General features: G+C 71.9%; 22 protein-coding genes and 1 riboswitch. Of the genes, 11 read left to right on the top strand and 11 right to left on the bottom strand.

Translation table 11 applies throughout. The features are described 5' to 3' along the window. Positions 1-35: 35 nt before the first annotated feature. From metE to M8542_RS33655, 8 genes are all read right to left on the bottom strand, one after another. On the bottom strand, positions 36-2324 hold the full coding sequence (gene metE, locus M8542_RS33620) for a 5-methyltetrahydropteroyltriglutamate--homocysteine S-methyltransferase (protein WP_257924332.1): 2289 nt from the start codon (positions 2322-2324) through the stop codon (positions 36-38). A 116-nt stretch (positions 2325-2440) separates the two neighbouring features. Next, a riboswitch (cobalamin riboswitch) is annotated at positions 2441-2675 on the bottom strand. Positions 2676-2765: 90 nt separating this feature from the next. Continuing rightward, positions 2766-2993, bottom strand: a complete 228-nt coding sequence (locus M8542_RS33625) for a hypothetical protein (RefSeq protein ID WP_257924333.1) — start codon at positions 2991-2993, stop codon at positions 2766-2768. 118 nt (positions 2994-3111) lie between these two features. Further along, on the bottom strand, positions 3112-3279 hold the full coding sequence (locus M8542_RS33630; protein WP_257924334.1) for a hypothetical protein: 168 nt from the start codon (positions 3277-3279) through the stop codon (positions 3112-3114). A 92-nt stretch (positions 3280-3371) separates the two neighbouring features. Then, entirely contained in the window at positions 3372-5513 is a 2142-nt protein-coding gene (locus M8542_RS33635; RefSeq protein ID WP_257924335.1) for a DUF6351 family protein, read from the bottom strand. Between the two features lie 271 nt (positions 5514-5784). Beyond that, positions 5785-5997 (bottom strand): DUF2188 domain-containing protein, encoded by a 213-nt coding sequence (locus M8542_RS33640; RefSeq protein ID WP_257924336.1) that lies wholly within the window; start codon positions 5995-5997, stop codon positions 5785-5787. A gap of 247 nt (positions 5998-6244) precedes the next feature. Continuing rightward, entirely contained in the window at positions 6245-7066 is an 822-nt protein-coding gene (locus tag M8542_RS33645; protein WP_257924337.1) for a class I SAM-dependent methyltransferase, read from the bottom strand. Between the two features lie 158 nt (positions 7067-7224). Continuing rightward, positions 7225-8703 (bottom strand): hypothetical protein, encoded by a 1479-nt coding sequence (locus M8542_RS33650; RefSeq protein ID WP_257924338.1) that lies wholly within the window; start codon positions 8701-8703, stop codon positions 7225-7227. A gap of 406 nt (positions 8704-9109) precedes the next feature. Beyond that, a complete protein-coding gene (locus tag M8542_RS33655; RefSeq protein WP_257924339.1) occupies positions 9110-10522 on the bottom strand; it encodes a pyridoxal phosphate-dependent decarboxylase family protein in 1413 nt (470 codons plus the stop codon). An 81-nt stretch (positions 10523-10603) separates the two neighbouring features. Here M8542_RS33655 and M8542_RS33660 point away from each other — a divergent pair, with 81 nt between their 5' ends. The 3 genes from M8542_RS33660 to M8542_RS33670 all read left to right on the top strand — a co-directional run bounded on the left by M8542_RS33660 (position 10604) and on the right by M8542_RS33670 (position 12324). Further along, positions 10604-11035, top strand: coding sequence for an Lrp/AsnC family transcriptional regulator (locus M8542_RS33660; protein WP_257924340.1), 432 nt, complete (start codon positions 10604-10606; stop codon positions 11033-11035). A gap of 210 nt (positions 11036-11245) precedes the next feature. Next, positions 11246-11689 carry a hypothetical protein gene (locus M8542_RS33665; RefSeq protein WP_257924341.1) on the top strand — a complete coding sequence of 148 codons (444 nt, stop codon included), beginning with the start codon at positions 11246-11248 and terminating at the stop codon, positions 11687-11689. Between the two features lie 17 nt (positions 11690-11706). Then, the gene (locus tag M8542_RS33670) at positions 11707-12324 is read left to right on the top strand and encodes a hypothetical protein (protein ID WP_257924342.1); all 618 of its coding nucleotides are present in this window, start codon (positions 11707-11709) and stop codon (positions 12322-12324) included. Between the two features lie 43 nt (positions 12325-12367). On the opposite strand, the gene M8542_RS33675 is transcribed toward M8542_RS33670, so the two are convergent. Continuing rightward, complete coding sequence (locus M8542_RS33675; protein WP_257924343.1) at positions 12368-13582, bottom strand: hypothetical protein; 1215 nt, start codon at positions 13580-13582, stop codon at positions 12368-12370. A gap of 182 nt (positions 13583-13764) precedes the next feature. On the opposite strand from M8542_RS33675, the gene M8542_RS33680 reads away from it, so the two are divergent. The 8 genes from M8542_RS33680 (at position 13765) to M8542_RS33715 (ending at position 22330) form a co-directional block, all read left to right on the top strand. After that, on the top strand, positions 13765-14016 hold the full coding sequence (locus M8542_RS33680) for a hypothetical protein (protein ID WP_257924344.1): 252 nt from the start codon (positions 13765-13767) through the stop codon (positions 14014-14016). A gap of 67 nt (positions 14017-14083) precedes the next feature. Beyond that, a complete protein-coding gene (locus tag M8542_RS33685) occupies positions 14084-14614 on the top strand; it encodes a hypothetical protein (protein ID WP_257924345.1) in 531 nt (176 codons plus the stop codon). A gap of 217 nt (positions 14615-14831) precedes the next feature. Beyond that, positions 14832-16412, top strand: a complete 1581-nt coding sequence (locus tag M8542_RS33690; protein ID WP_257924346.1) for a hypothetical protein — start codon at positions 14832-14834, stop codon at positions 16410-16412. Positions 16413-16654: 242 nt separating this feature from the next. Then, on the top strand, positions 16655-18478 hold the full coding sequence (locus M8542_RS33695; RefSeq protein WP_257924347.1) for a ricin-type beta-trefoil lectin domain protein: 1824 nt from the start codon (positions 16655-16657) through the stop codon (positions 18476-18478). Continuing rightward, a complete protein-coding gene (locus M8542_RS33700) occupies positions 18475-19866 on the top strand; it encodes an SMP-30/gluconolactonase/LRE family protein (protein ID WP_257924348.1) in 1392 nt (463 codons plus the stop codon). Before M8542_RS33695 ends, M8542_RS33700 begins: the two co-directional genes overlap by 4 nt. A gap of 91 nt (positions 19867-19957) precedes the next feature. After that, a complete protein-coding gene (locus M8542_RS33705) occupies positions 19958-20455 on the top strand; it encodes a SigE family RNA polymerase sigma factor (protein WP_257924349.1) in 498 nt (165 codons plus the stop codon). Further along, positions 20452-21327: a hypothetical protein gene (locus M8542_RS33710; RefSeq protein ID WP_257924350.1), complete on the top strand. Its 876-nt coding sequence runs from the start codon at positions 20452-20454 to the stop codon at positions 21325-21327. Before M8542_RS33705 ends, M8542_RS33710 begins: the two co-directional genes overlap by 4 nt. A gap of 130 nt (positions 21328-21457) precedes the next feature. Then, positions 21458-22330 carry a serine hydrolase gene (locus tag M8542_RS33715; RefSeq protein ID WP_257924351.1) on the top strand — a complete coding sequence of 291 codons (873 nt, stop codon included), beginning with the start codon at positions 21458-21460 and terminating at the stop codon, positions 22328-22330. Positions 22331-22343: 13 nt separating this feature from the next. Here M8542_RS33715 and M8542_RS33720 read toward each other — a convergent pair whose 3' ends face one another. Together M8542_RS33720 and M8542_RS33725 are read right to left on the bottom strand one after the other, a co-directional pair. Beyond that, complete coding sequence (locus tag M8542_RS33720; protein ID WP_257924352.1) at positions 22344-23069, bottom strand: SWIM zinc finger family protein; 726 nt, start codon at positions 23067-23069, stop codon at positions 22344-22346. Continuing rightward, a complete protein-coding gene (locus tag M8542_RS33725) occupies positions 23062-26076 on the bottom strand; it encodes a DEAD/DEAH box helicase (RefSeq protein WP_257924353.1) in 3015 nt (1004 codons plus the stop codon). The genes M8542_RS33720 and M8542_RS33725 overlap by 8 nt, the downstream gene beginning before the upstream one ends. Positions 26077-26104 lie beyond the last annotated feature (28 nt).

The raw sequence follows: 26104 nt of genomic DNA on the forward strand, positions 1-26104 counted from the left end.
GGGCGAGGTGCTCGCCCGCCGCGGCGAAACGCTCGTCACGCCCGCGCCCTCCGGGTCGCCTCGACCAGGTTGGTCAGACTCGCCCGGACTTCCGGGTAACCGCGGGTCTTCAGCCCGCAGTCCGGGTTGACCCACAGCCGCTCGGCCGGGAACGCGGCGACGGCGGTGCGCAGGTGCCCGGTGATCTCCTCGATCGACGGCACGCGCGGCGAGTGGATGTCCCACACGCCCGGCCCGGCCTCGTTCGGGTACCCGGCCCGCGCCAGGTCGGCGACGACGGCCATGTTCGACCGGGCCGACTCCAGGCTGATCACGTCGGCGTCCATGTCGACGATCGCCTGCAGGACGTCGCCGAACTCGGCGTAGCACATGTGCGTGTGGATCTGCGTGTCGTCACGGACACCCGCGGTCGACAGCCGGAACGACGCCACGGCCCAGTCCAGGTACGCCGCGCGGCCGGCGGTGCGCAGCGGCAGGGTTTCGCGCAACGCGGGCTCGTCCACCTGGATGACCGGGATCCCCGCGGCTTCCAGGTCGGCGACCTCGTCGCGCAGGGCCAGCGCGACCTGGCGGGCGGTGTCGCCTTCGGGCTGGTCGTCACGGACGAACGACCACGCGAGCATGGTGACCGGCCCGGTCAGCATCCCCTTGACCGGTTTTTCGGTCAGGCTCTGGGCGTAGGCGGCCCACTCGACGGTCATCGGCTCGGGCCGCGCGACGTCGCCGACGATCAGCGGCGGCCGCACGTAGCGCGTGCCGTAGGACTGGACCCAGCCGTGCTGCGTGGCCAGGATCCCGGTCAGCTGCTCGCCGAAGTACTGGACCATGTCGTTGCGCTCGGGCTCGCCGTGCACCAGCACGTCCAGCCCGATCCGCTCCTGCTCCGCGATGACCGCGCGGACCTCGGCACGCATCGCCTCGGTGTAGGCGGTCTGATCGAGCCGGCCCGCCCGCAGCGCCGCGCGGGCCTTGCGCAGCTCACCGGTCTGCGGGAACGAGCCGATCGTGGTGGTCGGCAGCTCCGGCAGGTGCAGACGGTCCTGCTGGGCGAGGCGGCGCTTGCCGTACGGGCTCGCGCGGTGCAGGTCGGCGTCGGTCACCGCGGCGACGCGCTCCCGGACGGCGGGCACCCGCACGATCGGCGACGCCGCCCGCGACGCCAGCCGCTCGGCGTTGGTCCGCAGGAAGTCCTCGATCGCCGATCGGTCTTCGGTCAGGCCGCGGCGCAGCGTCACGATCTCGCCGAGCTTCTGCCGCGCGAACGAAAGCCAGCCGGCGATCTCCGGGTCGAGGCCGGTTTCGAGGGTGACGTCGTAAGGCACGTGCAGCAGCGAGCAGGACGCCGCGACGTCGACCGAACCGGCCAGCCCGAGCAGTGTGCCCAGCGTGCTCAACGCGGCGGTCAGGTCGGCGGCCCAGATGTTCCGGCCGTTGACGACACCCGCGACCAGGCGCTTGTCCAGAATCCCGCCGACACTCGCCAGGCCGTCGAGGTTGGCCGCGGCGTCGTTCGTGAAGTCCAGCGCCAGGCCCTCGACCGGCGACGACGCCAGCACCGGGAGCGCGTCGCCGAGCCGGTCGAAGTAGGACGCGAGGAGGATCTTCGGCCGCGTGGTCGCCGCGGCCAGCGTCGCGTAGGTGTCGGCGACCGCGGCCAGGACGTCGGCCGGCTGGTCGGTGACGAGCGCGGGCTCGTCGAGCTGGACCCACTCGGCGCCGGCTTCGCGCAGCTGCCGCAGCAGATCGACGTACAACGGGACGATCCGGTCGAGCAGGTCCAGCGGCCGGAACCCGGCAGTGCCGGCCGGGTCCTTGGCCAGCAGCAGGTAGGTGATCGGGCCGACGAGCACCGGCCGGGTCGTGACGCCCTGTTCGAGTGCCTCGGCGAACTCCGCGAGGGGCTTGCTCGCGTCCAGCGTGAAGCGGGTGTCCGGGCCGAGCTCGGGCACGAGGTAGTGGTAGTTCGTGTCGAACCACTTCGTCATTTCCAGCGGCGGCGCGTCCGCGGTGCCGCGGGCCATGGCGAAGTAGCGGTCCAGCTCGCTCGCGGCCCCGCGGTGCCGCTCGGGGATCGCGCCCAGCAGCACCGACGTGTCCAGCACGTGGTCGTAGAACGAGAAGTGGTTGCTCGGGATTTCGTCGACGCCGGCGTCGCGCAGCTCCGCCAGGTTCCGCAGCCGCAGCTCACGGGCGGTGCCGAGCAGCGTGCCGGCGTCGATCCGGCCCTTCCAGTAGGCCTCGACGGCCTTCTTGAGTTCCCGGTCAGGGCCTTGGCGGGGGTAGCCGTACACGGTGGCGCGGCTGGTCGGGGTGGAACTGGTCACGGGGGCTCTCCTTCGCGAGTCCGCGTGGACCCCGAGGGAGCGCACGGCAAACCGCGACCGTTCCCGGCCGTGATCCGGCGTGACCCGCCCGCGAGGTCGCAGCCAGCACCCCACGGTCGTGGGGTGCGCAGCCGGCAGGTCTTCGGACTCGCGGGCGTTCCGGCGCGCGCCGGGTTCCTACTGGCCGTCGCTTCCCGAGCCGGGTGGCTCAGTGCTCGTCCCTCGAAGGGACTGACGGCGGTCGTTCCTGCTCACCGCTGCGGGGCAGTCCCGGATTCTCACCGGGTTCCCTCTTGCCTCGGCCGCCGCCGTGGAGCTCACGACGGCCGAACCAGCTGCCCCGCCACTGTAGCGGCTCGCACCGGAGTTTTGCGCACAGCTTGGCGTCGATCACGTGCTGCGCCGGAGTTCCCAGGATGTGGACAGTCCACTGTGGATCGGCTAGCCGCCGGCCTCGAACTCCAGGATGTCACCGCGCCGGACCAGCGCGGGTTCGGTGTCGGCCGCCGAGCCGTCCGGCTGGACCGGGATCCAGGTCTCCGAGGTGTACCGGTCGAAGACGGGCGCCCCGGCGACCGTTCCCGTCAGCGGGGGCGCGGTCGCCTTGCCCCGTCGGGGCGTGTAGGCGACGCGGGCTCCGGCGTCCAGATCGTGCTGCGGCTCGTTCACCCGGCCTCCCGGAAGTGGGTGCTGGAAGCGCCGACGTTATCGGCGTCCCAGCCCCGGCGCCATCCCGAAGACCACCCCTATCCGGGTGAGATGCCGCCCCGCCGCCGGTGCGTTCCGGTCAGTGGCCACCCGGCCCGGGCTCCGGGACGTCGCCGATGTACGGCCCGCTGCCCACGCCGCCGACCGGTGACGGGTCGGTCGAGGGGCCGGTCGCCGCGGAGGCCGTCGAGCCGAGCACGGTCAGCAGGGCCGCGATGATCAGGGCGGCCGCTCCAGCATGTTTCATCGTTCACTTCCCCTTCGGTCGCCGCCATCGTGCCAGTTCCGGCTTCCCTCCCGCTTCCGTATCCGCGGAACGCCGCCGTTCGGCCCAGTGGATCACCGCGGCTTCGTCGGCGGGGTGGTGCCGCTCCGCTCGTCGCCGTAGCTCAGCCAGGTGCCGATCGGGGCGTGCTGCCCGACGCCCGGGCGGCTGTAGTCGCACACGCCGCCGGGGAACGTCGCCCGCAGCCGCTGCCGGTCCGCCGCGGTGAAGGTGACCGGGTAGTCGCGGAAGTCCAGCGGCTTGAGCCGGCACTTCAGCACGTCGAGGGCCAGGCTCTCGCCCGCGACCAGGCGCGTGTTGGCCGCCACCGGGTACTGCGCGCCGCACTGGCCGCTCGCCGGGTACGTCAGCTTCTCGGTGACGCGCGACGCGGCCGTCAGGTAGCAGCCGTCGCCGAGGTCGCGCGGGCGGTTCGCCAGCACCTTCTGCTGGCGGCTGCGGTGCGAGCCGTCGGCGTCGACCGCGGTGAGCCAGCGGTCCATGGCGTCGAGCTCGTAGGCGCTCGCGGTCGCCGCTTCGGCGGCGGTCGGGTGGTTTTCGATGATGACCTGGTTGCCCGCGGTGCCGTTGGCCTTCAGGAGCCGTTGCCGCAGCACGTAGGACCACTCGGTGGTGTGGATGTCGTTGCCGAACCCGGCGAAGTCGAGATCGGTCCGCTGGTCGATGATCGGCGTCTCCCGCAGGCCCTGCGACGCGGAGTTGACGAGGTCGTCGGCGTACACCGCGTCGAGCGCCTTGGGATCGGCCGCGATCCGCTGCGGCACGGGTGATCCGGTGTAGTCGAGGCCGCCGATGGTCGCGTTGAGGTCGGCGAACTGCGCCGCGGTGATCGTCCCGGCCTTCAGCGCGGCCAAGCCGTACTGGACGCCGGTGGTGTCCAGCGGGCTGCGGACGAACCCGGTCTTCGGGTCCCGCCCGAGCTGGTTGGCGATCTGTTCGTTCGAGTTGCACTTGACGCCGCGCGGGTTCGTGACCGGGTCCCACCGCGCCGAGACCGGGATGGCGGCGTTGCAGCTGCCGGTCGCGGTGGCGCGGTTGGCGAAGGTCTTGTCCCAGGAGACGCAGGTGTCGTAGCTGCCGAAGCCGGCGACGGCCTGCTTCTGCGCCGCGGTGAACGACGCGCCCGGCCCGGCGAAGTAGCGTTCCAGCAGGCGGCAGTCCGACACCGGGCCGCCGGTGCTCAGCGGGTCCGGGAACGAGACGCCGGGGATGATGCCGTCGACGATGCCGGGGTAGTTCTCGGCGATGTCGTACTGCTGGATCGCCCCGCCCGAGCCGCCCCAGCCGATGGTGTGCGCGACCGGCCCGTAGGTCTCGATGAAGTGCTCCTTGACCATCATCGCCGCTTCGGCCGAGATGATCGGGCTGCAGTTGTTGTCGAGCACGTTGAGGCTCGACGAAGTGACCGCGTAGCCCTGGGCCAGGAACAGGTCGTTGACGACACCGCCGGTCGAGTTGCCCTGGTGGTAGCCGGCGTTGCAGCCGCCGCCGAAGGTGTAGACCAGCTTCCCGTTCCAGCCGCGGTCGGGCGTGACGGGCGACGGCGTGCCGTCGTAGAGCGCCGCCATCTCGTAGACGGCGCGGTCGATCGTGCCGCGTTCGACGCGGACCACGTACGGCACCGCGTGCCCGCCGACGGTGGCCGTCGCGAGGTCCGCGGGCCGGGTCGCCGGATCCGCCAGCGGCGCGAACACCCCGGTGGTGGTCTTGTACTGGTAGCTCACCTGCGTCGGGGCGCTGCAGAGGGGCTGCTGCGCGGCGGGGAGGCCGAAGGCCTGGGTCTCGCAGTAGAACGGGCGCTGCTGGGTGCCGGAGAAGACGGGCCCGGTGATCGGGTGGTTGGTGACGCGCAGCTCGGCCCGCCGGTCCGGGCCGTGGCCGCTCGTCCGGGCGCTCAGCTCGTTGGCGCCGTCACGCAGGCCGGTCACCAGGCCGAGCAGGCTGCCGTCGGGCTGGGCGTGGAAGCTCGAGGTGACGTCGTGGCCGTTCGCGCTGACCCGCGTCCTCGGTGGCGCGACGACCTTGACCAGGACCTGTCCCCCGCTGACGAGCGCGGGCCGCGGGTTCGACACGGTCTCGATGGTCAGCTGCCGCCCCGCCGAGGTGTCGGCGACGGCGGTCGCGGTCCCCGCGAGGAGCAGGGGCGCGGTCAGGGCCGCGACCGCGAGGGATGAGCGCAAAGGACGGTTCGCCAACGGACACTCCGCTCGCTCGTGGCGTCGCGTCGTCGCGACACCGGGCAGCTGCCGGTATAGCACCCGCACCCCGACCTGAACAACGAAGCGGGAAGATGAGGTCGGTACGGGGGTCGCCTCGCGGCGAAAGGCACAACACGGCTCCTGCGTGACCGGTATTCCGTGAAGGCAAGGGGTGAGGCCCGGGGACACCGCCGTACCGACAGCCTGTACAACGCCACGGCCCCGCCGATGTTCCGGGCGGCCGGCGTGACGTGCGTCGCGGGCCGGCTCAGCCGCCCCGGGGCCGGAAGTCGCGTTCGCTTTCGATCTCGCCGTCGGGGGTGTGCACCCAGTGGCCGACCCGGCGTTTCTTCGCCGCCTGCCGCCCCGCGACGATCGCGTCGACGCGGCGCGGGGAGGTGTTCGAGGCGCGGGTGCCGCCCTCGACCCGGTTCTTCCACAGGCCGTCCTCGTAGACGGTGTGCACGTCTCCGTCCGCCACGATGCTCCATTCGGGTCGGTTCGGCGTCCCCTGCACAGGGGCCACCCGCGGTGGGCCGGCGCGTCCGGAGAGCTGAAGACGAACCGGCGAACCGCTTACCCGGCCGGCGCGGCAGACAAACCCGGGACTGCGCCATCCGGGTGAGCCTGGCGTGTTGACTGGTGCGCCACGCGGCACACGACTCCACCGGCACCGCCCGGTTGTGCGCGAGTTCTTGCGTGCCACCGGTTTCACCGCCGGCGGTCGGTCAGCCGGGCTGCGCCCCGAACCGGTACCGCGCGATGCGGGAAGACCGCCGCATCCCCGGCACCAGGTTCAGGAGCCGGTACACGCGCCGCACGGTGGCGGGCGCCTTCGCCATCAGCACGGGCGAGTCGTTCATCGGCGCCTCGTCGACGTACTCGAGCCGAGGGTGCCAGCCGGCCAGCTCGGCCGGATCGTCGAAGCCACACCGGAACCGCGTGCCGTACCTGCGCAATGCCGGGTCCCAGCCCGAGGTGCGCCACGCCCGGACGGACACCGTGTCGAGCTGCACCTGACCGGCGGGGAAGGCGTCGACGACGGCGGTGAGCAGCCGGCGCACGTCGGTCTCGGCCAGGTACGGCACCAGTCCCTCGGCGACCACCAGCACCGGCCGGCCACGCGGGACGCGGTCCAACCAGGTCAGGTCGGTGACGCTGGAGCCGATCAGCGTGGCGTGCTCCCGGGAAGGCAGGATCTGCCGCCGCAGCGCGATGACGGCCGGGTAGTCCAGGTCGTACCACTCGACCGTGCCGGGCGGGTCGAGCCGGAGCACCCGGGCGTCGAGACCGCAGCCCAGGTGCAGCACCACGGCGTCGGGGTGGCCGGCGAGGAAGTCACGCGCCCAGTCGTCGTGGGCTTTGGCACGCACGACGGCGACGAGGCCCAGCTGGCCGGCGCCGAACGGCCGCCGGTCGTAGCCGGGGTCGAGCTGCCGCATCGCCCGCTCGGCGTACTCGTCACCGAGGATCGGGTCCGGCAACCTGGTGTCCAGCGCTTTGGCCCGCAGCACCGGAACGAGCGTCTTCTGCGCGCCGACGAGCCCCATGCCGGAGAGCCTACGCCTGTCCGCGGTGGTGTCCACAGTGGACGTCAGGGTGCACTGGTGGCCACCGCCTTCAGCACGGTGGTGAACTTCAAGCCCGCCCCGACCCGCGTCTCCAGTCCGTTGCCCGCGCAACGACGCGCACTCCCCACCCCTGAGCACTACCCGCCGGTGAGCCCGAGCACCTGCGCGATCACGAACCTCGACACGGACCGGCGATGCTGCTGAACCCCCTGGGTCCACTTCATCCCGCCCCGGTAGTCGGAGGCGTTGTCGGTCACCCAGACCTTGATCCGACGACGGCCCGCGCCGGCGTTGGGGGAACCCGCGGCCATCTGCGCCCAGTGGTGGCGGATCTGCGCTTCGACGAACGGCTGGTCGCTCTTCGTGTCGCACAGCAGCACGGTCTTCGCCATGGGAATCCGGTCCACCACCCGCTGCAGCTCGAACTGGGTGCCGCTGTTCGCCGGGCGGTAGCCGGACAGGTCCAGCACCGTCAGGTCGACCCGGGCGAGCAGGAGATCGACCGCCATCCGCCAGAAGCTGCCGTGGCAGAGCACCGCGCTGACCGGGTAGCTGCCGTACGGGTCGCGCACCTTCAGCGGGAGGTCGGTCACCTCGGCGAGACGGTACGCCCCCGGCGCGAGTGGCGTGGCGGGCCGGCCGGCGAGGCGCTCGCGGAACACCCTCGGCGAGGTGACGAACATCGAGTCGAGACCGCCGGTCCGGCGTGCCTCGCGCAGTTCCGCCGGGCTGACCGAGGCCGCGCTGCGCAGCAGGTGGACGTAACCGGCTTCGCGCCACGCCCCGCGCAGGAAGTCCCGCGTCCGGGCCTGGTTGTCGAACAGCCGGAGGTAGCCGATCTTCAACGGACCCCGGTTCAGCACGTTCCGCGTGGCGGACACCGGCCCGGCGCCCCGCATCAGCGTCCGCGGCCGGTCGAACACGACGGTGAGGTCCGGGATGAGCTCCGCCCTGCGGCCGTCCGCGTCCGGCCCGATCGAGGACAGCTTCGCCGACAGCGACGGATCTTCCGACCACTTCCGGACGTGCTGCGCCACCTGCCAGTGCCGGTACCGCCGGACCAGGGCGACGACCAGGAGGAGCACCACCGCCGAGAAGAAGACCGTCAGCCCGGGCACCCAGCCGGACGCGCTGCTCGACGCCCGCGCGACCACGACGGCCGCCCAGACCATCCCGGCCGCCACCGCCAGCACGACCACGAGCCGCACCAGGATCCGCTGCACGCTCCGGCCGTGCCCGGCGACCGCCTTGAGCGTGGCCAGCTGTCCGGCGCCCGGCGGCACGATCAGGGCGGCGAGCTCCGGGTTCCGGGCGACGCGGGCGTTGATCCGGCGTGCCTTGGCCCAGATGACGGCCTGGACGACGGCGGTGGCGAGCGCGGGCACCAGGACACTGCCGCAGAGCACGCAGGCCATGATGACCAGCCCGGTGGTGTCCGAGCGTTTCACCGACAACCGCAGCGCGGAGAACAGCTGGACGACGAGGTCGGCGCCGAAGAGCAGGATGAGCGCGCCGGACCCGCCGGACAGCACGACGGTGCGCAGGTTCTTCTTGACCATCCGCGCGGCGTCGGCTTGAGACCGCCGGAACCGCTCGGCAAGGCTTTCCCCGGCCATCGACTCACCGCCCTCGCACCCGCCGGTCGAGTCGGGCCGCACCGCGGATTCGTTACAGGGCTGCCACGCGGTGAACATCCGGACCACGCGGCTGGGTGCCGCGGCCGGCTGGTGCCGAGTTCTCCGCCCCTGATCGCGCAACGCTTTTCTGCGTGCGCTGAGCCGTGCGAGGGTGGGGGTTGCCATGGCGCGGATCTGCTTGCTCGGCGAAGTACAGCTGCTCGACGGCGACCGTTCGGTTCCGCCCGGGCACGCCCGCCAACGCTGCGTCGGCGCGGTGGTTCGTCGGGCGCTCCGGGCGCGGGTGGTCGCCGGCCGGCAAGGCCGGCCAGGAGGATCGAGCTCCGGAGGTGGTTGTCATCGTCGAGCGGGGTGCACCGCCGGCGGCGGTGCGGGTGGGGACGCTCTACGAGCGGCTCGCGACCACCTCCTGAAGCCGGGCGAGGATCAGGTCGATGTCGCCGGTCGTCGTGCGGTGGTTGGTGACGCAGGCGCGAAGGCCGTGCCGGCCGCCGAGCAGCACCGGCCCCAGCAGGGCCGTGTTCTCCGCGGCCAGCCTTTCCAGCAACCGGGTCTGCTCGGTCCGGGACGCCCCGTCGACGGCGAAGCAGACCGCGGTGAGGGTGACGGGCGCGAGCAGCGTGAGGCCGTCGACGGCTTCGATCCCGCGGGCGAAGTGCTGCGCCAGTTCGAGCGTCCGGCGGGTGGCGGCCCGGAACGAGTCCACTCCGAACACCTGCAGCGCGCTCCACACCTTGAGCGCCTTGAAGTTGCGGGAAAGCTGGGGCCCGTAGTCCATGTAGTCGGTCAGCAACGGGTCTTCGGCCACCGTCAGGTACGACGAGTCGAACGCGTACGCCGCACGCAGCTTCGCGCCGTCGCGCACCAGCAGGCAGCCGGCCTCCAGCGGTGCGAACAGCAGCTTGTGCGGGTCGAGGGAGATCGAGTCGGCGCGGGCCGCGCCGCCCATCAGCTCCCGCATTTCCTCGCACAGCAGGAAAAGGCCGCCGTAAGCGCCGTCGACGTGCAGCCACAGCTCCTGTTCGGCGCACAGGTCGGCGAGCGCGTCCAGCGGGTCGACCGAGCCGGTGGCCACGGTGCCGCACGTCGCGACGACGCACCACGGCTGCCGGCCGGCCCGCCGGTCCGCGTCGATCGCCGCGGTCAACGCGCCGACGTCCAGCCGGTTCCGCTCGTCGGTGGCGATGTGCCGGACGTGGTCGAGCCCGATGCCCAGGATGGCCGCGGCCTTGTCGACGCTGCGGTGGGCTTCCACCGAGGTGTAGACGACCAGCGGCGGAGCCGGGCGCTGGAGCCCGGTTTCGCGGAAGCCGGGCACGCGGTCGGCGAGCGCCGTGGCCATGGCCTGCACCGTCGCCAGTGAGCCGCCGCCGGTGAGGATGCCCTTGGCGGACGCCGGGAACCCGACGACCGAGGCCAGCCACTCCAGCACCGCCCGCTCCACGACGCTCGCCGCCGGGGACAGCTGCCAGAAGTTGCAGTTCTGGTTGATCGTCGCGGCGACGGCTTCGGCGTAGGCGGCGACACCGTTCGGCGGCCCGAGCACGTAGGCGAGGAAGCGGGAGTGCGCCACGGTGGTGGAGCTGGGCAGGATCGTGTCCTCGAGCCGGTCGAACAGCCCGTCGACGCCGATTCCATTATCCGGCAACGAATCCGCGAGCAGCCGGGTGAGCTGCTCGCGGTCGGGCGCCGGCAGGACCTGCGCGTCGGGCAGATCCCGCTCGTACCGGTCCAGCAACGCCACCAGCCGCGTGCCCGCCGTGGCCCGCTCCTCATCGGTCAACACCAGCTCACTCATGGGTAGCACGCTATAGCGAGAAGCCCGGCATGCGATGCCATCTTTGACCTTGGTTCGACGGAGTCATGGCATAGTGTGCCCATGGATCGGACCGATCGCGCAATCATCCGCCACCTGCAGGCCGACGGCCGGCTCACCAACACCGAGCTGGCCGACATGGTGGGCCTGACGCCGTCGCCGTGCTTGCGGCGGGTGCGCGCACTGGAGGAGTCCGGCGTCATCACCGGCTACCACGCCGCCGTCGACGCCGCCGCGCTCGGCCGGGGGTTCCGCGTTCTCGTGCACATCGAAATGGCCACCCAGGACATCGCCACGATCGAGGCCTTCGAAGCGCGGATCGCGGAGGTCGACCAGGTCGAGCAATGCTTCCGGTTGTTCGGCCAGCCCGACTACCTGCTGTGGGTGGGAGTCGCCGATCTGGCGGCGTACGAGCAGCTGTACATGACCGTGCTGACCCGCTTGCCCGGTGTCGCGCGCACCAACTCGCAGTTCCCGATGAAGACGGTGAAATGAATGCCGGCCGCTGAGCGGACGGCGTAGCGTACCCCGGTTCTGTTTCGCGTGCAGGACGGCGGCGGCGTCCTCAGGGAAATGAGGCAGACCCCGGAAGTCCGAGGGGCAACACCCGCGCCATCGCCCGCAGGCCGACGTACTTTCGAGGACGAAGATCTTTTCGATTCCGAGAAAGGACACACAATGGCGGGCAACCTCACCAGAAGCGCCATGACGGCAGCCGCCGCGGCGGCTGCCGTTTCCCTGCTCGGCGCCGTTCCGGCCGCCGCCGCGGACGTCCCCCGGCACTGCGTGCTGAACTCCGAAACCGGTGTGCAGCACTGTTCCACCGGGACACAGCGCTCGCTCGCGCTCGCGGAGGCCGACGGTCAGGTCGTGCAGGGGACCTTCTTCGACGGTCCCGACTACACGGGGAACTCGCTGACGATCACCGGGCCGGAACTGTGCAAGAAGGACGGCTGGGTCAACTGGCAGTTCGACCTGGGCGACGACTGGAAGAACAAGATTTCGTCCGTGCAGCCGTGGGGTGACTGCTGGGTCTGGCTCTACCCGGAGCCGAACCTCGGCGGTGACCGCGACGGCCCGTTCAAGGAGAACACCGGCAACGTCGGGTCCTTCATGGACAACCGCACCCAGTCCATCGGTTTCAGCTGAGCGAAGGAGTGACCACCATGACCAGCAAGCGCACCGCCTGGACGGCGGCGAGCCTCGGCCTGCTGACCGCGGCCGGCCTGATGCTGACCGCGCCCGGCGCCTGGGCCGACGGCCAGCCCACCGCCCGCGAACTGCTCGACAAGTGCGACAACGGAACGGATTCGTGCGTGTTCCACCCGGCCGGCCCGCCGGAAGAGCACACAGGAGCGGGCCACCAGGTCGGCGAAGCGGCCTTCAACTGCACGGGTGATTTGCAGCGCAGCACGGTGAACTGGTCCGACACGACCGGCGAGTCGAACAGCTTCGGCGTCTCCCTTTCGGCCGAATACGGCTTCTCGGAAGTGTTCAAGGTGTCGATCGAGACGTCGTACCAGCACACGTGGGAGTCATCGCACACCGAAGGCCAGGCAACGAACGTCGACGTCCGCCCCGGGGAAAAGGGCTGGGTGGAACGCGCGCCGAAGATGCAGAAGGTGCACGGAACCTACGAAATGCATTTCCCGGACAAGTTCTACGACCACTACATCTGGTACCAGGACTTCGACGCGGACGGCCCGGTCCCGGGTTCGACGGGCGACATCACCCAGCACACGGCGCCGATGACCGACCAGGAACGCTCCGAGCACTGCGGCTGAGGACTTCCGGCCGCCGTCGGCCGAGGGGTCCGGCGGCGGCCGGTCAGCCGTGGCACCGGCCGGCTTCGCGTTCGTAGGCGATCAGCTGACGGAAGGCCGGGCGCAGGCCCTTGCACAGGTCACCGAACAGCGACAGTCGGGAGCCGAGAACGCGGTCGGGGTCGTTCACCTCGGTGAAAGCCGGCTGCCACGCCGAGGAGAAGCGGATCAACCCGGTCGTCACCAGTGATCGCGCGGCGGCGGGGTGCCCGCCCGGTTGCTGCGGTGGCAGCGCTGGTGCGTCGCCGTTTTCCCACGTCGGGTTGCGGGCACGCACCTGGGTGTCCCTCAGATCCCGGATGTTCTGCTCGCGAATGCCGTCGTAGTCCTCCTTCGGCATCCGGGGAACCACCAAGAGCAGCCGCTGGGGCGGCAACACGCGCATCGCCTCGGCCAGCTCCCACATCGTCCCGGCACCGGCCCCCAGGGTCAGGACGACCAGGCGCGCCTGCTCGATCAGCTGGGCGACGGCAGGTTGCCACCCCTGGTGCGGCAGGTACATCCGGCACGCGCCGAGCCGAGGCAGGCGTTCACCCGGCGCTCCGACGCCGACCAGCGCTCCGACCGGCCGCACCGCCTCCGCGATCTGCCGCTCGACGGAAGCTTCCCGCAGGATCCCTTCGATCAGGGCGAACTTCCCCGTCGCCCCGACGAGGTCCTCGACCCGGGCACGGCCCGCGTCGACCTCGAACGGCCGCAGATACAGGACGTAGGACCCGGCAGGCACGTCGGCCGGGGAAGTCAGCACGTGGGCACGGAGGCGGCGCGCCCGGTCGACCAGGCTTCGCCCCGCCGGCAGCGTCGCACTCGCCACAACTGAGAGCGCCACCCAGAACACCCAGCTCTCGTGCGCGGAAAGCGCCGTCAGCAGTCCCGCGTACCCCCAGAGAGAGCCGATCGTCCCGAGCACCAAGCAGAGCCACCCGGCGCCCCAGAGCGCCAGACCCGGGAAACCCCGGCCGCGGCCCGCACCTGGTGGCTTCCCGTTCTTCAGGCGGCCGGACGGCTCTGTCGACGGGCTGCCCAACGTCCACGAACCCCACCACCGCAGCTTCCGGCCCTGCTTGTCCAGCCACAACGGAACTCCGAACGTGACCGAAAACTGCGCGAACACCCCGACGAATCCCAGCACCCCGTGCTCCTCGAGCCATGTGTACCACGGCGCCGAGAGCGGGAGCAGGTAAACCTGCAGCGAGACAGCGACAACGAAGACCACCATTCCCGACACGCGAAGAAGCTCACCCGTTCTCTGCACCGCGTTTCGTGACCTCACGCAACGGACGGCACCCCAGCCGGCGAGCACGGCCACCACCCCGGCGACAACCAGCGGCCCCGGGGCAGCCCACCGGTGCGGCTCGAACAGTTCCCCCGCGACCGGATTCACCTGCCCCAGCTTCCCCGATGCGTTCCACCGTCCGAAACGCGGGTGCCGCGAAGACAGCCGACCGGACGACGAGCGCGATCTTGCTGACGCTGAGCAGGCTGTCGGTCCGGGACATCGCCGCGCCACCGAAGCTGGGCCGCTTCGGAACGCTGTCGAAGATCGACGACGACGTGGCCGGCGAAGGCCACGAACCAGCGAGTGCCCGGCACGAGGCCGTCGACGCCGTCCGCCCGGCGTGGTGGGCGGGCTTCATCCACCTCGGCACCTGAGCCGCGGGTCGCGACGCAACCTTCCGGCCCGCTCGCGCGTGTAGTCGGCGACACCGGGGAGGACGTCATGTACCCACTTCAAGACGGCGAACGGCTGCTGTGGTCAGGCCGGCCGGAGCACGCGCGACGCTGGTTTCCGGAGCACCTCGCCCTGCTGGTGGGTGCGATCGCGGTCATCGGCGTCCTCGGCACCTGGTTCGTGCTCGACGACTCGTTCGTGGCGTTCGTCGGCCTGCCCCTGGCCTTGGTCCTGCTCTTCACCACGACGCTCCCGCACCTGCGGAACAGCCGTGCCCGCGCCTTCGCGACCACCTACCTCGTGACCGATCAGCGGATCATCTTCGTCGCGCAGTGGCCGAGCGGCGCCGAGTACCGCTGGGTGCGGCTCAGCCGGCTCGGGCCGCCGCGGGTCAAGGCGGACGACCGGGGCGTCGGGACGATCACCTTCGGGACGAGCCCCTGGACCCGGTGGCAGCTGGCCAACAAGCCTCAGCCCGGCGCTTGGGCGCCGTTCGTGCCGGACCTGTACGCGATCGCCGGCGCGGCACGGGTCGCCGAGCTGATCAGCGCGGCGCGGCAGCCGGTGATCGCCCGCTGATGAGTCTCCATGATGTCCTCCCGAACGGCGGAACCACGAAGCTAGCCCGGCGGGGAGACGAGCCGGCGAGATCGCTTCCCGTCCGGAAATCCGTGCACGAGCGCTGGACATCCGGCCCCTGAAGCGCTAGGCGGGCCGCACTCCGTTCAGGGGCTTGCCGCGGGCCGTGGATCGGGGGACGGTGAGGGCTCCGACCCGTCGAGACCGCGGACCCCCGATGACCTCCGACCTGCTCAGGAACCGGCCCGAAGAACGATCTCCCGCGGCGCCGCCCCCGGTTTCCGCGCGTGCTCGCGTCGGCTGGCTCCTGCGCGTCAACCGGACTCTCGGCCCCCGGTCACGGCACCGGAGCCTGGCCGGTTTCGCGCGGGAGTTCGCGCCGGACCAGCGCATCGCCCCCAGCACGCTTTCCCGGTGGGAAACGGGAAAGGTCGCCATCCCCCACTGGGCGCCCGCACGCTACGAAGCCACCCTCGCCCTGCCGGCCATGCTGCTCTCGGCCGCCGCGGACACGTCCTACCGGTACCACACCCCGCCCTCGGCGCTGATCCCGAACTGGGCGCAGCACCGGCGGCGCCCCGGTCCCGGGCCGCTGCTCGACGAGCTGGTGGACCGCGCGGCCGGCGACGACGTGATGAGCGCCGGCAGCTGGGACCGGCTCAGTGAGCTCATCGCCAGGCGACCACAGCTGGTGCTCTCACCCGCGTCGACCTGGGCTCGGTTGACTGAGCGCTTGCTGACCGAGCTGAGCATCGCCGACGGCGTGCAGTGGATGGTCCGCGCCGAGTCCTACCACCGGCTCATCGCCCACCCGCACGGCCAGGGACCCGCGATCGCCACCGCCACCGCCGCGGCCGACGACAGCTCGGCCCAGAGCATGATCGGCCACTTGTCGGTCTTCACGGCCAGCTCCCACCCCGCGGCCAGCACCTCGGTCATCCGCCACGTCATCGATCCCGCCACGGTCCGCACCTTCTACGGCGCCCTGCTGACCAGCGTCAAGAAGCTGCGCTACGGCCACTTCAGCCGGGCACAGGTCCGGTCGTTGCTCCCCGTGCTGGTCGAACTGCTCACCGGCACCCAGGAAGAGGCCGGGCTCGCCGCGCGCCTGTTCGCCGCGCTGCCGGGCGACCTGCGCGCCCAGCTGCCGCGGCGAGTGCACCCGGCCGCCGGGCTCGTCGCGGACGAGCCGATCTCCCGGCTGTGCGACAGCGTGCTCAGCACCGCCGCCGGCGACGACCCGCTGCCGCCGGACCCCGTCCTCCCGGTGCTGGTCCACGAAATGCTGACCGACCCGGTGTTCGACGTCCGGCTCTGCGCCATGTTCCTGCTGTACGCCAGCCCGTACCGGCCACACCTCGCCCGGGCGCTGGCCACCGAGCTGGTCACGCTGCTGCGCCGCCGCACCGACCGCCTTCGGACGCTTCGCATCCTCGAATCGTTGCGCGTGCTCGGCGGGCCGTCCCAGCGGGCCCTCGTCGAACAACTGGTGCTGGCGCGAGACATGCCGGCCGAGATCCACGACATGGCCGCCTACACACTCGGCCACATCGGCGGCCGGAGCACGGTGACCTTTCACCGCACGGCGTTCTCGAGGTACTCGAGCCACTGGGCCCGCACGTCGTCGGCGCGCGACGCGAGCGTGCTCGACCGGCTCGTCTACGCCTCCGGCATCCACCACAACGACGCGCTGCTCCGCCGCGCGGCCGCGAACCAGACGTTGCCGCGCAACGTCCGCACGGCGGCCGCGTGGTGGCTCGGCCTGCCACCACACCTGCGGCACAGCGCGACGCTCTGAAGAGTTCGGCGAGCACGTTGGCACACATACTAATTCATACCTTGAATTAAGACACGACAGATTGCTCTGGTCCAGACCTTTTTCACCACGTCCCACTGATCGGCACACGGCCGCAAGAAGTTGCCGCAACCGAACGCAAGCGACGGCAACGGCTTGACACCCCGAATTTCCGGTCCTTACGATCGTTTGCGGGACTTCCTTCTCCGACAGCCGCCACTGTCCACGACCTCGCAAGGAGTGGCATGCTGTCCAAGTCCAGCACGAAGCGGCGGTCGCGGTTATCCGGGCTCACCGTGGTGGCCGTCGCCGTGGCCGCGACCCTCGCCGTTCCTGCGCCGCCGGCGATGGCGGCCACGACCGCGAACGTCTGGCTCACCACTCCCGACCGGGCGAACCTGTTGCGGCAGCAGGGAAGCGTCAGCTTCGGCAGCGGTGGCAGCGGGTCCGTGATCACGGTCAACCCCAACACGACCTACCAGTCGATGGTCGGGTTCGGCGCGTCCTTCACCGACGCCGCCGCGTGGAACATCAACAATTCGCCCCGCCGCGACGAGATCATGAACGCCCTGTTCAACCCGGGCAGCGGGGTCGGGCTGAGCTTCCTGCGCCAGCCCATCGGCGCCACCGACTTCTCCCGCAGCTTCTACACCTACGACGACGGCGCCGCCGACCCGAGCCTGTCGCGGTTCTCCGTCGCCCATGACAACGCTTACATCCTGCCGCTGGTCAAGCAGGCCAAGGCACTCAACCCGAAGCTGGCGGTGATGGGCACGCCGTGGAGCGCGCCCGCGTGGATGAAGAACACCAACAACCTCGTCGGCGGCTCGCTCAACGACAGCCAGGTCGGCACCTACGCCGACTACCTCGTCAAGTTCGCGCAGGCCTACGGCTCGGCCGGGGTGCCGATCGACTACCTGAGCGTGCAGAACGAGCCCAACTTCTCCCCGCCCGCCTACCCCGGCATGAAGATGACGTCGGGGCAGCAGGTGAACATCATCAACAACCTCGCGCCGAAGCTGCGCTCGGCCGGGCTGCCGGCGAAGATCCTCGGCTACGACCACAACTGGGACGACACGGCCTTCCCGCAGCAGGTCAACAGCGGCGCCGGGAACAACGTCGCCGGCTCCGCCTGGCACTGCTACGGCGGCAACCCGAGTGGACAGTCCACTGTGCACAACGCGCAGCCGGGCAAGGACATCTTCTTCACCGAATGCTCCGGCACCGAGTCGGGCAACACCTTCGCCGACTCCCTGCGCTGGCAGGGCACCAACCTCGCCATCGGCGCCACCCGCAACTGGGCCCGCACCGTCACGACGTGGAACATGGCCCTCGACGCGGGCCACGGCCCGGTGATCGGCAGCTGCACCAACTGCACGGGCGTGGTCACCACCAACGGGTCGAACGTGACCTACAACGCCGAGTACTACGTCCTCGGGCACCTCAGCAAGTTCGTCCAGCCCGGCGCGGTGCGGATCGACTCGACCGGCTACGGCGACGGCGGCGTCCAGAACGTCGCCTTCCGCAACCCGGACGGCACCATCGTGCTCGTCGCGCTGAACACCGGCGGCACGCAGAACTTCCAGGTCTCCTACGGCGGCCAGTCGTTCGGCTACTCCCTGCCCGGCGGCGCGATGGCGACGTTCACCTGGCCCGGCACCGGCGGCACCACTCCCCCGCCGACCGGCCGCACCGGCGCGATCTCGGCGCTGGGCAAGTGCCTGGACGTCACCGGCGGCTCCACCGCCAACGGCAACCGGCCGCAGCAGTGGGACTGCACCTCCGGCCCCAACCAGCAGTGGACGCTCGCGAGCGACGGGACCGTGCGCGGGCTCGGCAAGTGCCTCGACGTCACCGGCAACGGCACCGCCGACGGCACGGCCGTCCAGCTGTGGGACTGCTTCGGCGGCGGCAACCAGCGGTGGACGCCCGGCGCGAACGGATCGCTGGTCAACGCCGGCAGCGGCAAGTGCCTCGACGTCACCGGCGGCGGCACGGCCAACGGCACCCAGGTCCAGCTCTGGACCTGCACGGGCGGCCCGAACCAGCGCTGGACGGTGCCCGCGTGAGGGTCCACTTCGGACGGCTCGCGCTGGCCGCCGTCCTCACCGCGGCGGGGGTGGCCGTCACCGCCCCCGCCGCGGTGGCGGGCACCGGCGCGATCACCGGCATCGGCGGCAAGTGCGTCGACGTCCCCAGTAGCGCCAACGGCACGCGGGTGCAGCTGTGGTCGTGCACCGGCGGCTCGGTGCAGCAATGGACCGCAGGGGCCGACGGCACGGTCGTGGCCGCGTCCGGGAAGTGCCTCGACGTGGCGGGCGGCTCGGTGGCGAACGGCGCCGCGGTGCAGGTCTACGACTGCAACGGCACCGGCGCCCAGCGCTGGACCCCGCACGCGGGCGCCCTCGTCAACACCGCGTCCGGCAAGTGCCTGGACGCGGTGGGCGTCTCGAGCGCGGACGGCACCCGGCTGCAGACCTGGACGTGCACCGGCGGCGCGAACCAGGCGTGGACGCTGCCCGGCGGCACGGCGGCCGCCGGGTTCTGCCCCCAGGGCCCGTTCGGCTCGCCCCTGCCCTCGTCGCACCAGTCCGCGACGAAGATCCAGGGCGGCTTCAACTTCCTGGAAGGGCCGACCTGGGACCAGGCGAGCCAGTCGCTGCTGCTGACGAACATGCACGACGGGGCGGGCGCGCAGCACGTGCAGCCGTCGGACATCCTGCGCTACACCCCGGCGACCGGCGCGTTCACCACGGTCATCCCGGACGCGGGCAGCAACGGGCTGGCGCTGGCCCGCGACGGCAAGTCCGTCATCGCCGCGACGCACGACCAGCGCAGCGTCTCCCGCTACGACCTCGCGACCGGGCAACGCAGCACGCTCGCGGCGAACTTCGGCGGCCGGGCGTTCAACTCGCCCAACGACGTCACCGAAGGCCCGGACGGCACGGTGTACTTCACCGACCCGGACTTCCAGCGCGCCGACCGCCCGGACGGGATGGCCGGCAAGACCGCGGTCTTCCGCGCCCACGACGGCGTCGTGTCGCTGATCGACGACACGATCCGCGAGCCGAACGGCATCGAGCTGTCCCCGGACGGCCGAACGCTGTACGTCGGCGGGAACGCCACGGGCAAGATCTACCGCTACCCGGTGAACGCGGACGGCAGCACCGGCCCCCGCGCCGACTTCGCGTCCCTGGCGGGCACCGACGGCGGCACGATCGACTGCGCGGGCAACGTCTACCAGGTGACCTACGGCGACGGGGTGGTCCACGTGCTGTCCCCGTCCGGAGCGGCACTGGGCACGGTGTCGGCGGGCCCGAACGCGACGAACGCCGCGTTCGGCGGCCCGGACGGCAGGACGCTGTACATCACGTCCGGGAGGCCGTCGGCGGGAGGTGACAGCGGCGACTTCGCGCTCTACAGCGTCCGGCTGAACGTGCCGGGGTGGCCGTACTGACCACGCCGTGCCGCCGGCGGCACGGCGATCGCGGTCGAAGAATTTCCCGCGCCCCTGCAACAGACCACCGGGGTAGCGGCGTTTTGAGGGTGTGCAGTTCGAAGAGTTCGCGCGTGAGCAGCTGCCCGGGCTGGTGCGGTTCGCCGCGGTGCTGACCGGGGACCGGCAACTGGCCCAGGACGTCGTGCAGGACGCCCTCGTCCGGGCGCACCAGGGGTGGCGGCGGATGGCGGCGCTGGACCGGCCCGACCTGTACCTGCGGAAGATCGTCGTCAACGGCTACCTCTCCTGGCGGCGCCGGTGGTACCAGCGGTCCGTGCAGGTCACCGCCGATGTCACGCGGTTTCGCGAGCCGACCGCGCCCGATCCGGCCTGGCAGGTCGGCGACGCCGATCAGCTCGCGGGGCTGCTCGCCCGGCTCAGCCGCGCGCAGCGGGCGTCGATCGTGCTGCGGTTCTACGAGGATCGCGACGACGACGAGATCGCCGCGATCCTCGGCTGCGCGCCCGCCACCGTGCGCAGCCACGTTTCTCGCGGCCTGAGCGCGCTGCGCGTCCAGCTCACCGAAGGCAAGGAGATTGTCTCTTGACCGACCTCGACGAACTGCGCCGCGCCCTGCGCGCCGAGGAGGCGCTGGCGCCGGACCCGGAAAGCGCGCTCGCCGCCGCCACCCGCCGGATCCGGCGGCGGCGGGCGACCAGCGTCGCCGCGGTGACGCTTTCGGTGGCCGCCCTCGGCGCCGGCGCCGTCGGGCTCCTCGACCGGGGCGCCGCGGTCACGCCGCCGGCCTCCCCCGCCGGCTCGACTTCCGCCGTGAGCACCGCCCCCGGCGGAAAGGTGCCCCCGGCCGCGCCCGCGGTCAGTCTCCAGGACAGCTCCTGGCACTTGCTCGTCTGGTCGGTCGAGCCGCACTACGTCAACCTGCACTACGGGCAGGACCGGAAGTACGGGCTCGAGCTCGCCGTCCGGGAGGGCACCGCGCCCGCCACCGCGCTGCCCGCGAAGCCCACCTCCGCCGCCCAGATCCCGGACACGCGGTCGGTCATGTGGCAGGACACCCCGGACCGGTGGTTCTGGGTGCGCACCACCAAGCCGATGAAAGCCGCGGAGCTGGTCACCCTGCTGGCGAAGATCGGCACCACCCCGCCGGTGGTCGACGCGCCGCTGAAGTCGGTGCGCGTTCCCGACGGGCAGCAGCTCGTGGCGTTCACCAGCGAGCCCGAAGCCAACACCTTCATCCTCTGCCCCGACCTCGACGCCGACCGGGCCCCGCTCGACAGCCGGTGCTTGTCCGTGTTCGTCTCGCTGAGCAGCACCGCCGGCAGCAGCTCCTTCCCGAACGACCCGCTGCCGGTGCACCAGCACCGGGAGATCGGCCGCTACACCGTCGAAATCGACAGCTCGTCCGCAAACGAGCAAGCCGCGCGGCAGCTGATGAACTCGGTGACGCTCACCCGGTGACCCCATGACTCCCCACCGTTGAGCTTCGACCTCCGGTGGCGGTGCCGCGAGCGCGGCCGAACACCCCCGCACGGTTCCGGCTGCCCGTTTCCCGGCACCGCCCTGCCCCAATGCCGGCCGAGGAGGCTCGATGCGCGGTTCCGTGGTCGCCGTCTCGGTGGGCGTCATCGTCGGTTCGCTCGTCGCGGCGCTCTGCCTGCGTCCGGCGACCGTGACCGCCTCGGGCGAAACCGGTTCGCCCGTGCGGTTGTCGTCGAACGCCTCGCCGGCGTCCTCGACCGCGCGTCCGGCCACGCCGGTCCCCAAGGACCCCGAAGTGACGGTCGACGTCCGCGGCGAGTGGTCCTGGGCGTTGCGCAACCTCGAAACGAGTGCCGTCGTCGGCGCCGGAACCCTGCGCAACACGACCGAATCCATGATCAAGAGCTGGCTCGCGGTGGACTACCTCGCTTCGCGGCAGTCACGGCTCTCGGCCGACGACGAAGCCCGGCTGGCCCGGATGATCCGCGCCAGCGACGACCACGCCGCCCAGACGTTGTACCTCCGGCTCGGCGGTGACACCTCGATCACGCGGATGATCCGCACGTGCGGGCTGCGGGACACGCGGGTCCACCCGGGCTGGTGGTCCAAGACCACGATGTCCGCGATCGACGCGACCCTGCTGGGCCAGTGCGTGGTTCGCGGGCCGGGCGTGAGCCCGCAGTGGCGCGGCAAGCTGCTCGACCTCATGCGGTCGGTCGAGCCCGGCGACGCGTTCGGCATCCCGGAGGCGCCGGCCCTGGCCGGCGAGCGCGTCGCGGTCAAGAACGGCTGGACGCGGCACGGCACCTGGTGGGCGGTGAACTGCCTGGCGATCTGGGACCGCTGGGTGCTGGCGGTCCTGGTGCACTACCCGGACCAGGGCGACGAGCACCGGCACGGGGCCGCGGTGTGCGAGTCGGTCGCGCAGCAGTTGTTCGGCCGCATCGACGTCGGCTTCGCGGCGCAGCCGGCCACGAGGTGACCGACCGGTCCGCCTAGGACTCGGGCTCGCCGGCGAGTGCGCGATACACCGGGCGCAGCAGTTCGGCGACCTCCTCGCCGCCCGCCCCGATCGCGAACCGCGGGGCCTGGTCCAGGAGCGCGTCGAACGTCGTGCGGGGCCCGGGCAACGGTGCCGTGCCGCCCAGGCCCGGAGCCTGGCCGCAGTCGAAGTACGTGTCCATCACGTCGGTCAGGGGCGGGGAGGCGGGATCGACCGGCTCGGCGGCGATGAGCCGGTTCTTCAGCTCCTCGAGCAGCGCCGTCCGGTCCCGTCCGCGCAACGCGAGGATGGTGAACGGATCCTCGCCGACGCGGGCCACGAGCGCCGAGAACACGGCGTTCAAGTGGCCGCACGGCACCTCGACGGCCGGGCAGTCGCAATCCAGGGACACCTCCCGCGCCGACGACGGGAACAACGGCAGCCGGGCCGCCTTGAAGACCTGCTCGACGTCCCGGGGCAGTTCGCCGCTCAGCAGCTGCACCGTGAGCGACGCCTTGGCGGCGAGCGCGTGGGTGATCGCCGCCCAGTCGGTCTTCCCGAACGCCGTCAGCCCGATTCGCACCTGGTGGGTCCGATCGTCCCGCACCTGCGCGTCGACGCGCCCGGCGCCGACCGTCAAGGACACGACCCGCCCTTCGCCGCGCGCGGGCAGGAGGACGCCGATCGCGGTCGACGCCCGCATGAACCGGGTCGGCCACCACGGGAGTGGCTCAGTCATCGATCGCCTCCGCCCCCAGGGTGAGCACCCCGCGCAGCGTGTCGGTGGACAGCTCGGTGAGCCAGCTGTCGCCTTCGCCGACCACCATGCCCGCGAGCGCGCGCTTCTTGGCGATCAGGGTGTCGATGTGGTCCTCGATGGTGCCGGGGCAGACGAACTTCCGGACCTGGACGGTGCGTCCCTGCCCGATCCGGAACGCCCGGTCGGTGGCCTGGTTCTCCACCGCCGGGTTCCACCAGCGGTCCAGGTGCAGGACCTGGCTCGCGGCGGTCAGCGTGAGCCCGGAGCCGCCGGCTTTGAGCGAGAGCAGGAGGATCCGCGGCCCGTCGCCGGCCTGGAACCGGGCCACCAGCGCGTCCCGCGCCCCCTTTGCCAGGCCACCGTGCAGAAATCCGACTTCGGCGCCGAGCCGGTCGGCCAGGTGGGGCACCAGCAGGTGACCGAACTCGGCGTACTGCGTGAAGCACAGCACCCGATCGCCCGCGGCCAGCATCTCCGCCAGGAGCTCTTCGAGGCGGCTGACCTTTCCGGAGCGGCGCCCCAGCGGCGAGCCGTCGTGCAGCAGGTGCGCGGGGTGGTTGCAGACCTGCTTGAGCTTCGTGATCGCGGCCAGGATGTGGCCCCGGCGCTTGATGCCCTGGCTGTTCTCGATCTTCGTCATCATCTCGTCGACGATCGCGCGGTACAGCGTGCCCTGTTCGCGGGTGAGCCGGTACTCCTGCCGCAGTTCGATCTTCTCCGGGAGCTCGGGGACGATCGCGGGATCCGTCTTCACCCGGCGCAGCAGGTAGGGCTGCGTGAGCCGGCGCAGCTCGGCGGCCGTCGCGGTGTCGCCCCGGCGCTCGATCGGGACCGCGAACCGCTGCCGGAACCCGGCCCGGCTGCCGAGCAGCCCGGGGTTGAGCAGGTCCAGCACCGACCACAGATCGGCCAGCCGGTTCTCCACCGGGGTGCCGGTCAGCGCGAGCCGGTGCCCGGCCGGGAACCGCCGCACCGCCTTGGCCGTCACGGTGTCGGCGTTCTTGATGGCGTGTGCTTCGTCGAGCACCAGACGCCGCCAGGTGACCTCCGCGAGCTCGTCGGCGTCCCGGGCGGCGGTGGCGTAGGTCGTGACGACGAGGTCGGCCGCGGCGACCTGCTCGGCCAGCGCGTCCCCGTGCGCGCGGGCGCCGCCGTGGTGGGCGAGCACCCGCAGGTCCGGGGCGAAGTTCGCCGCCTCCCGCTGCCACATGCCGACCAGCGACATCGGGCACAGCACCAACGTCGGCCGGCACTCGCCGTCGGCCCGCTCGAGCGCCTCGAGCGCCAGCGTCTGGACCGTTTTGCCGAGCCCCATGTCATCGGCCAGGCAGGCGCCGAGCCCCAGTGTCGCCATGAACGCCAGCCAGGCGACGCCCCGCTGCTGGTAGGGACGCAGCGTGGCCCGGAACGACGGCGGCAGCTCGACCGGCCGCAGCTCCCGGTGGACCCGCTCGGCCAGGACGTCGCCGACCCAGCCGTCGGCGCGGACGTCGGTGACCGGGAGCGGCGTCTCCCGCGTGAGGTGGACGAGCTCCAGCAGCTCGGCCGCGGTGGGGCGGCGGTGCGGGTCGCGGCGGAGGTACTCGAGACCGGCGCGCAGCCGGTCGGCGTCGACGCTGATCCACCGGCCCCGCAAGCGCACCAGCGACGTCTTCGCCGCGACGAGCCTGGCCAGTTCTTCCTCGCCGATTTCGTCGTCGCCCACCGCGATCGACCAGCGGAACGTGGCCAGCTCGTCGCGGCCGACCCGGTTGCGGGCGACGACCTGTTCCGACGGCGTGCTGCGGACCGACAGCCGCAGCGCGAGCCGGCGCCGGCCGTCCCAGGTGGCCGGGAGCTGCACTTCGAAGCCGGCCTCGACCAGCCGGTTCGCGCCCGAGGTGAGGAACTGTTCGGCCTCCTCGACGGTCAGGTCGTACTCCGCCGGCCGGGTCCGGCGCAACGCCGGGGCCAGCATCGGCTCGACGAGCGCGGCCCGGCCCAGCTCGGCGACGAACAGCCCCTTCGGGTCCCGGACCAGCCCGGTCGCCTCGCCCGACCAGATCTGCCCCGCCGACAGCAGCAGGCTCGGATCGGCCGTCGCCCGCAGGAGGAACTGCAGCTGCCACTTCGTGCCGTCGCCGGTCTGGTCGTCGGGATCGTCCTCGGCCGCCCGGCGCAGGGTGCCGACCTCGGCCAGCCGGAAACACGCCCGGCCGTCGACGACGTCGGTGTCGGCGACCTCGTCCCACTTCGCGATGGCGTCGGCCAGCACACCGAGCTCGTCCAGCGGCAGCTCGACGCGGGGAGCGCCGCCCTGCAGGGCGGCCAGCCACACCCCGGCCGCGCCCCGGCCCGCACGCAGGTCGACGGGTGGTTCGGCCCGGGCCAGCCGGTCCCGGACCGCCGCGTCGACGAGGGTGTGGAGGGCGTCGGTGACGAGTGCCCGCGGCGAGGCCCCGGTCGACGGCGCGACCTGCTCGGCCCGCCCGGCCGGCGGCATGGCCGCGACCAGCGCGTCGAAGGCGACGAAGTCCACGCCCTGGAGCACCGGGCGCCACCGGGCCTCCGCCACGTCGCCCCGGCGGACGAGCGTCGGCAGCACGCGCCCACGCCGCACCAGGTCCGTGGCCAGGCGGGCCACCGCCCGCAGGTAGGTGACCGAAGAGCCGTACGAGGCCGAGTCGTCGAGGTCTTCCAGCTCGCTCGCGTCCACGACCAGGGCCGGCACCGACCACGGCCGCAACGACGGCCCCGAGCCACGCCGCTTGCCGCCCGCCGTCGCCTCGGCGGAAGCGAGCGGCCGGTTCGCCCGCGACGGCAGCAGCAACGTCACCGACGTGGGCTTGCCGGGGTGCAGCGCGGTCAGCTCCGCGCTGGAGACCGCGAACGGGTGCGACAGCGCGACCAGCACCGAACGGCTCGACGTGCCCGTCGGGGCCTGGTCGCGTTCCGCCCAGAGCAGCAGCCCCCGGCCCGGCGACCACAGGGCGTGCACCAAGGGCAAGGTCGGGGCTCCTTCGTCCGGTCCGGGT

This window comes from Amycolatopsis iheyensis (assembly GCF_024703995.1).
In the GTDB taxonomy this organism is placed as follows: Bacteria; Actinomycetota; Actinomycetes; order Mycobacteriales; family Pseudonocardiaceae; genus Amycolatopsis; species Amycolatopsis iheyensis.

Excerpts from the sequence above, each read along its gene's own strand:
- M8542_RS33630 (WP_257924334.1), bottom strand. The coding sequence starts at position 3,279 with ATGAAACATGCTGGAGCGGCCGCCCTGATCATCGCGGCCCTGCTGACC.
- M8542_RS33645 (WP_257924337.1), bottom strand. The coding sequence starts at position 7,066 with ATGGGGCTCGTCGGCGCGCAGAAGACGCTCGTTCCGGTGCTGCGGGCC.
- M8542_RS33650 (WP_257924338.1), bottom strand. The coding sequence starts at position 8,703 with ATGGCCGGGGAAAGCCTTGCCGAGCGGTTCCGGCGGTCTCAAGCCGAC.
- M8542_RS33655 (WP_257924339.1), bottom strand. The coding sequence starts at position 10,522 with ATGAGTGAGCTGGTGTTGACCGATGAGGAGCGGGCCACGGCGGGCACG.
- M8542_RS33660 (WP_257924340.1), top strand. The coding sequence starts at position 10,604 with ATGGATCGGACCGATCGCGCAATCATCCGCCACCTGCAGGCCGACGGC.
- M8542_RS33665 (WP_257924341.1), top strand. The coding sequence starts at position 11,246 with ATGACGGCAGCCGCCGCGGCGGCTGCCGTTTCCCTGCTCGGCGCCGTT.
- M8542_RS33670 (WP_257924342.1), top strand. The coding sequence starts at position 11,707 with ATGACCAGCAAGCGCACCGCCTGGACGGCGGCGAGCCTCGGCCTGCTG.
- M8542_RS33675 (WP_257924343.1), bottom strand. The coding sequence starts at position 13,582 with ATGGTGGTCTTCGTTGTCGCTGTCTCGCTGCAGGTTTACCTGCTCCCG.
- M8542_RS33680 (WP_257924344.1), top strand. The coding sequence starts at position 13,765 with ATGCGTTCCACCGTCCGAAACGCGGGTGCCGCGAAGACAGCCGACCGG.
- M8542_RS33685 (WP_257924345.1), top strand. The coding sequence starts at position 14,084 with ATGTACCCACTTCAAGACGGCGAACGGCTGCTGTGGTCAGGCCGGCCG.
- M8542_RS33690 (WP_257924346.1), top strand. The coding sequence starts at position 14,832 with ATGACCTCCGACCTGCTCAGGAACCGGCCCGAAGAACGATCTCCCGCG.
- M8542_RS33695 (WP_257924347.1), top strand. The coding sequence starts at position 16,655 with ATGCTGTCCAAGTCCAGCACGAAGCGGCGGTCGCGGTTATCCGGGCTC.
- M8542_RS33715 (WP_257924351.1), top strand. The coding sequence starts at position 21,458 with ATGCGCGGTTCCGTGGTCGCCGTCTCGGTGGGCGTCATCGTCGGTTCG.
- M8542_RS33720 (WP_257924352.1), bottom strand. The coding sequence starts at position 23,069 with ATGACTGAGCCACTCCCGTGGTGGCCGACCCGGTTCATGCGGGCGTCG.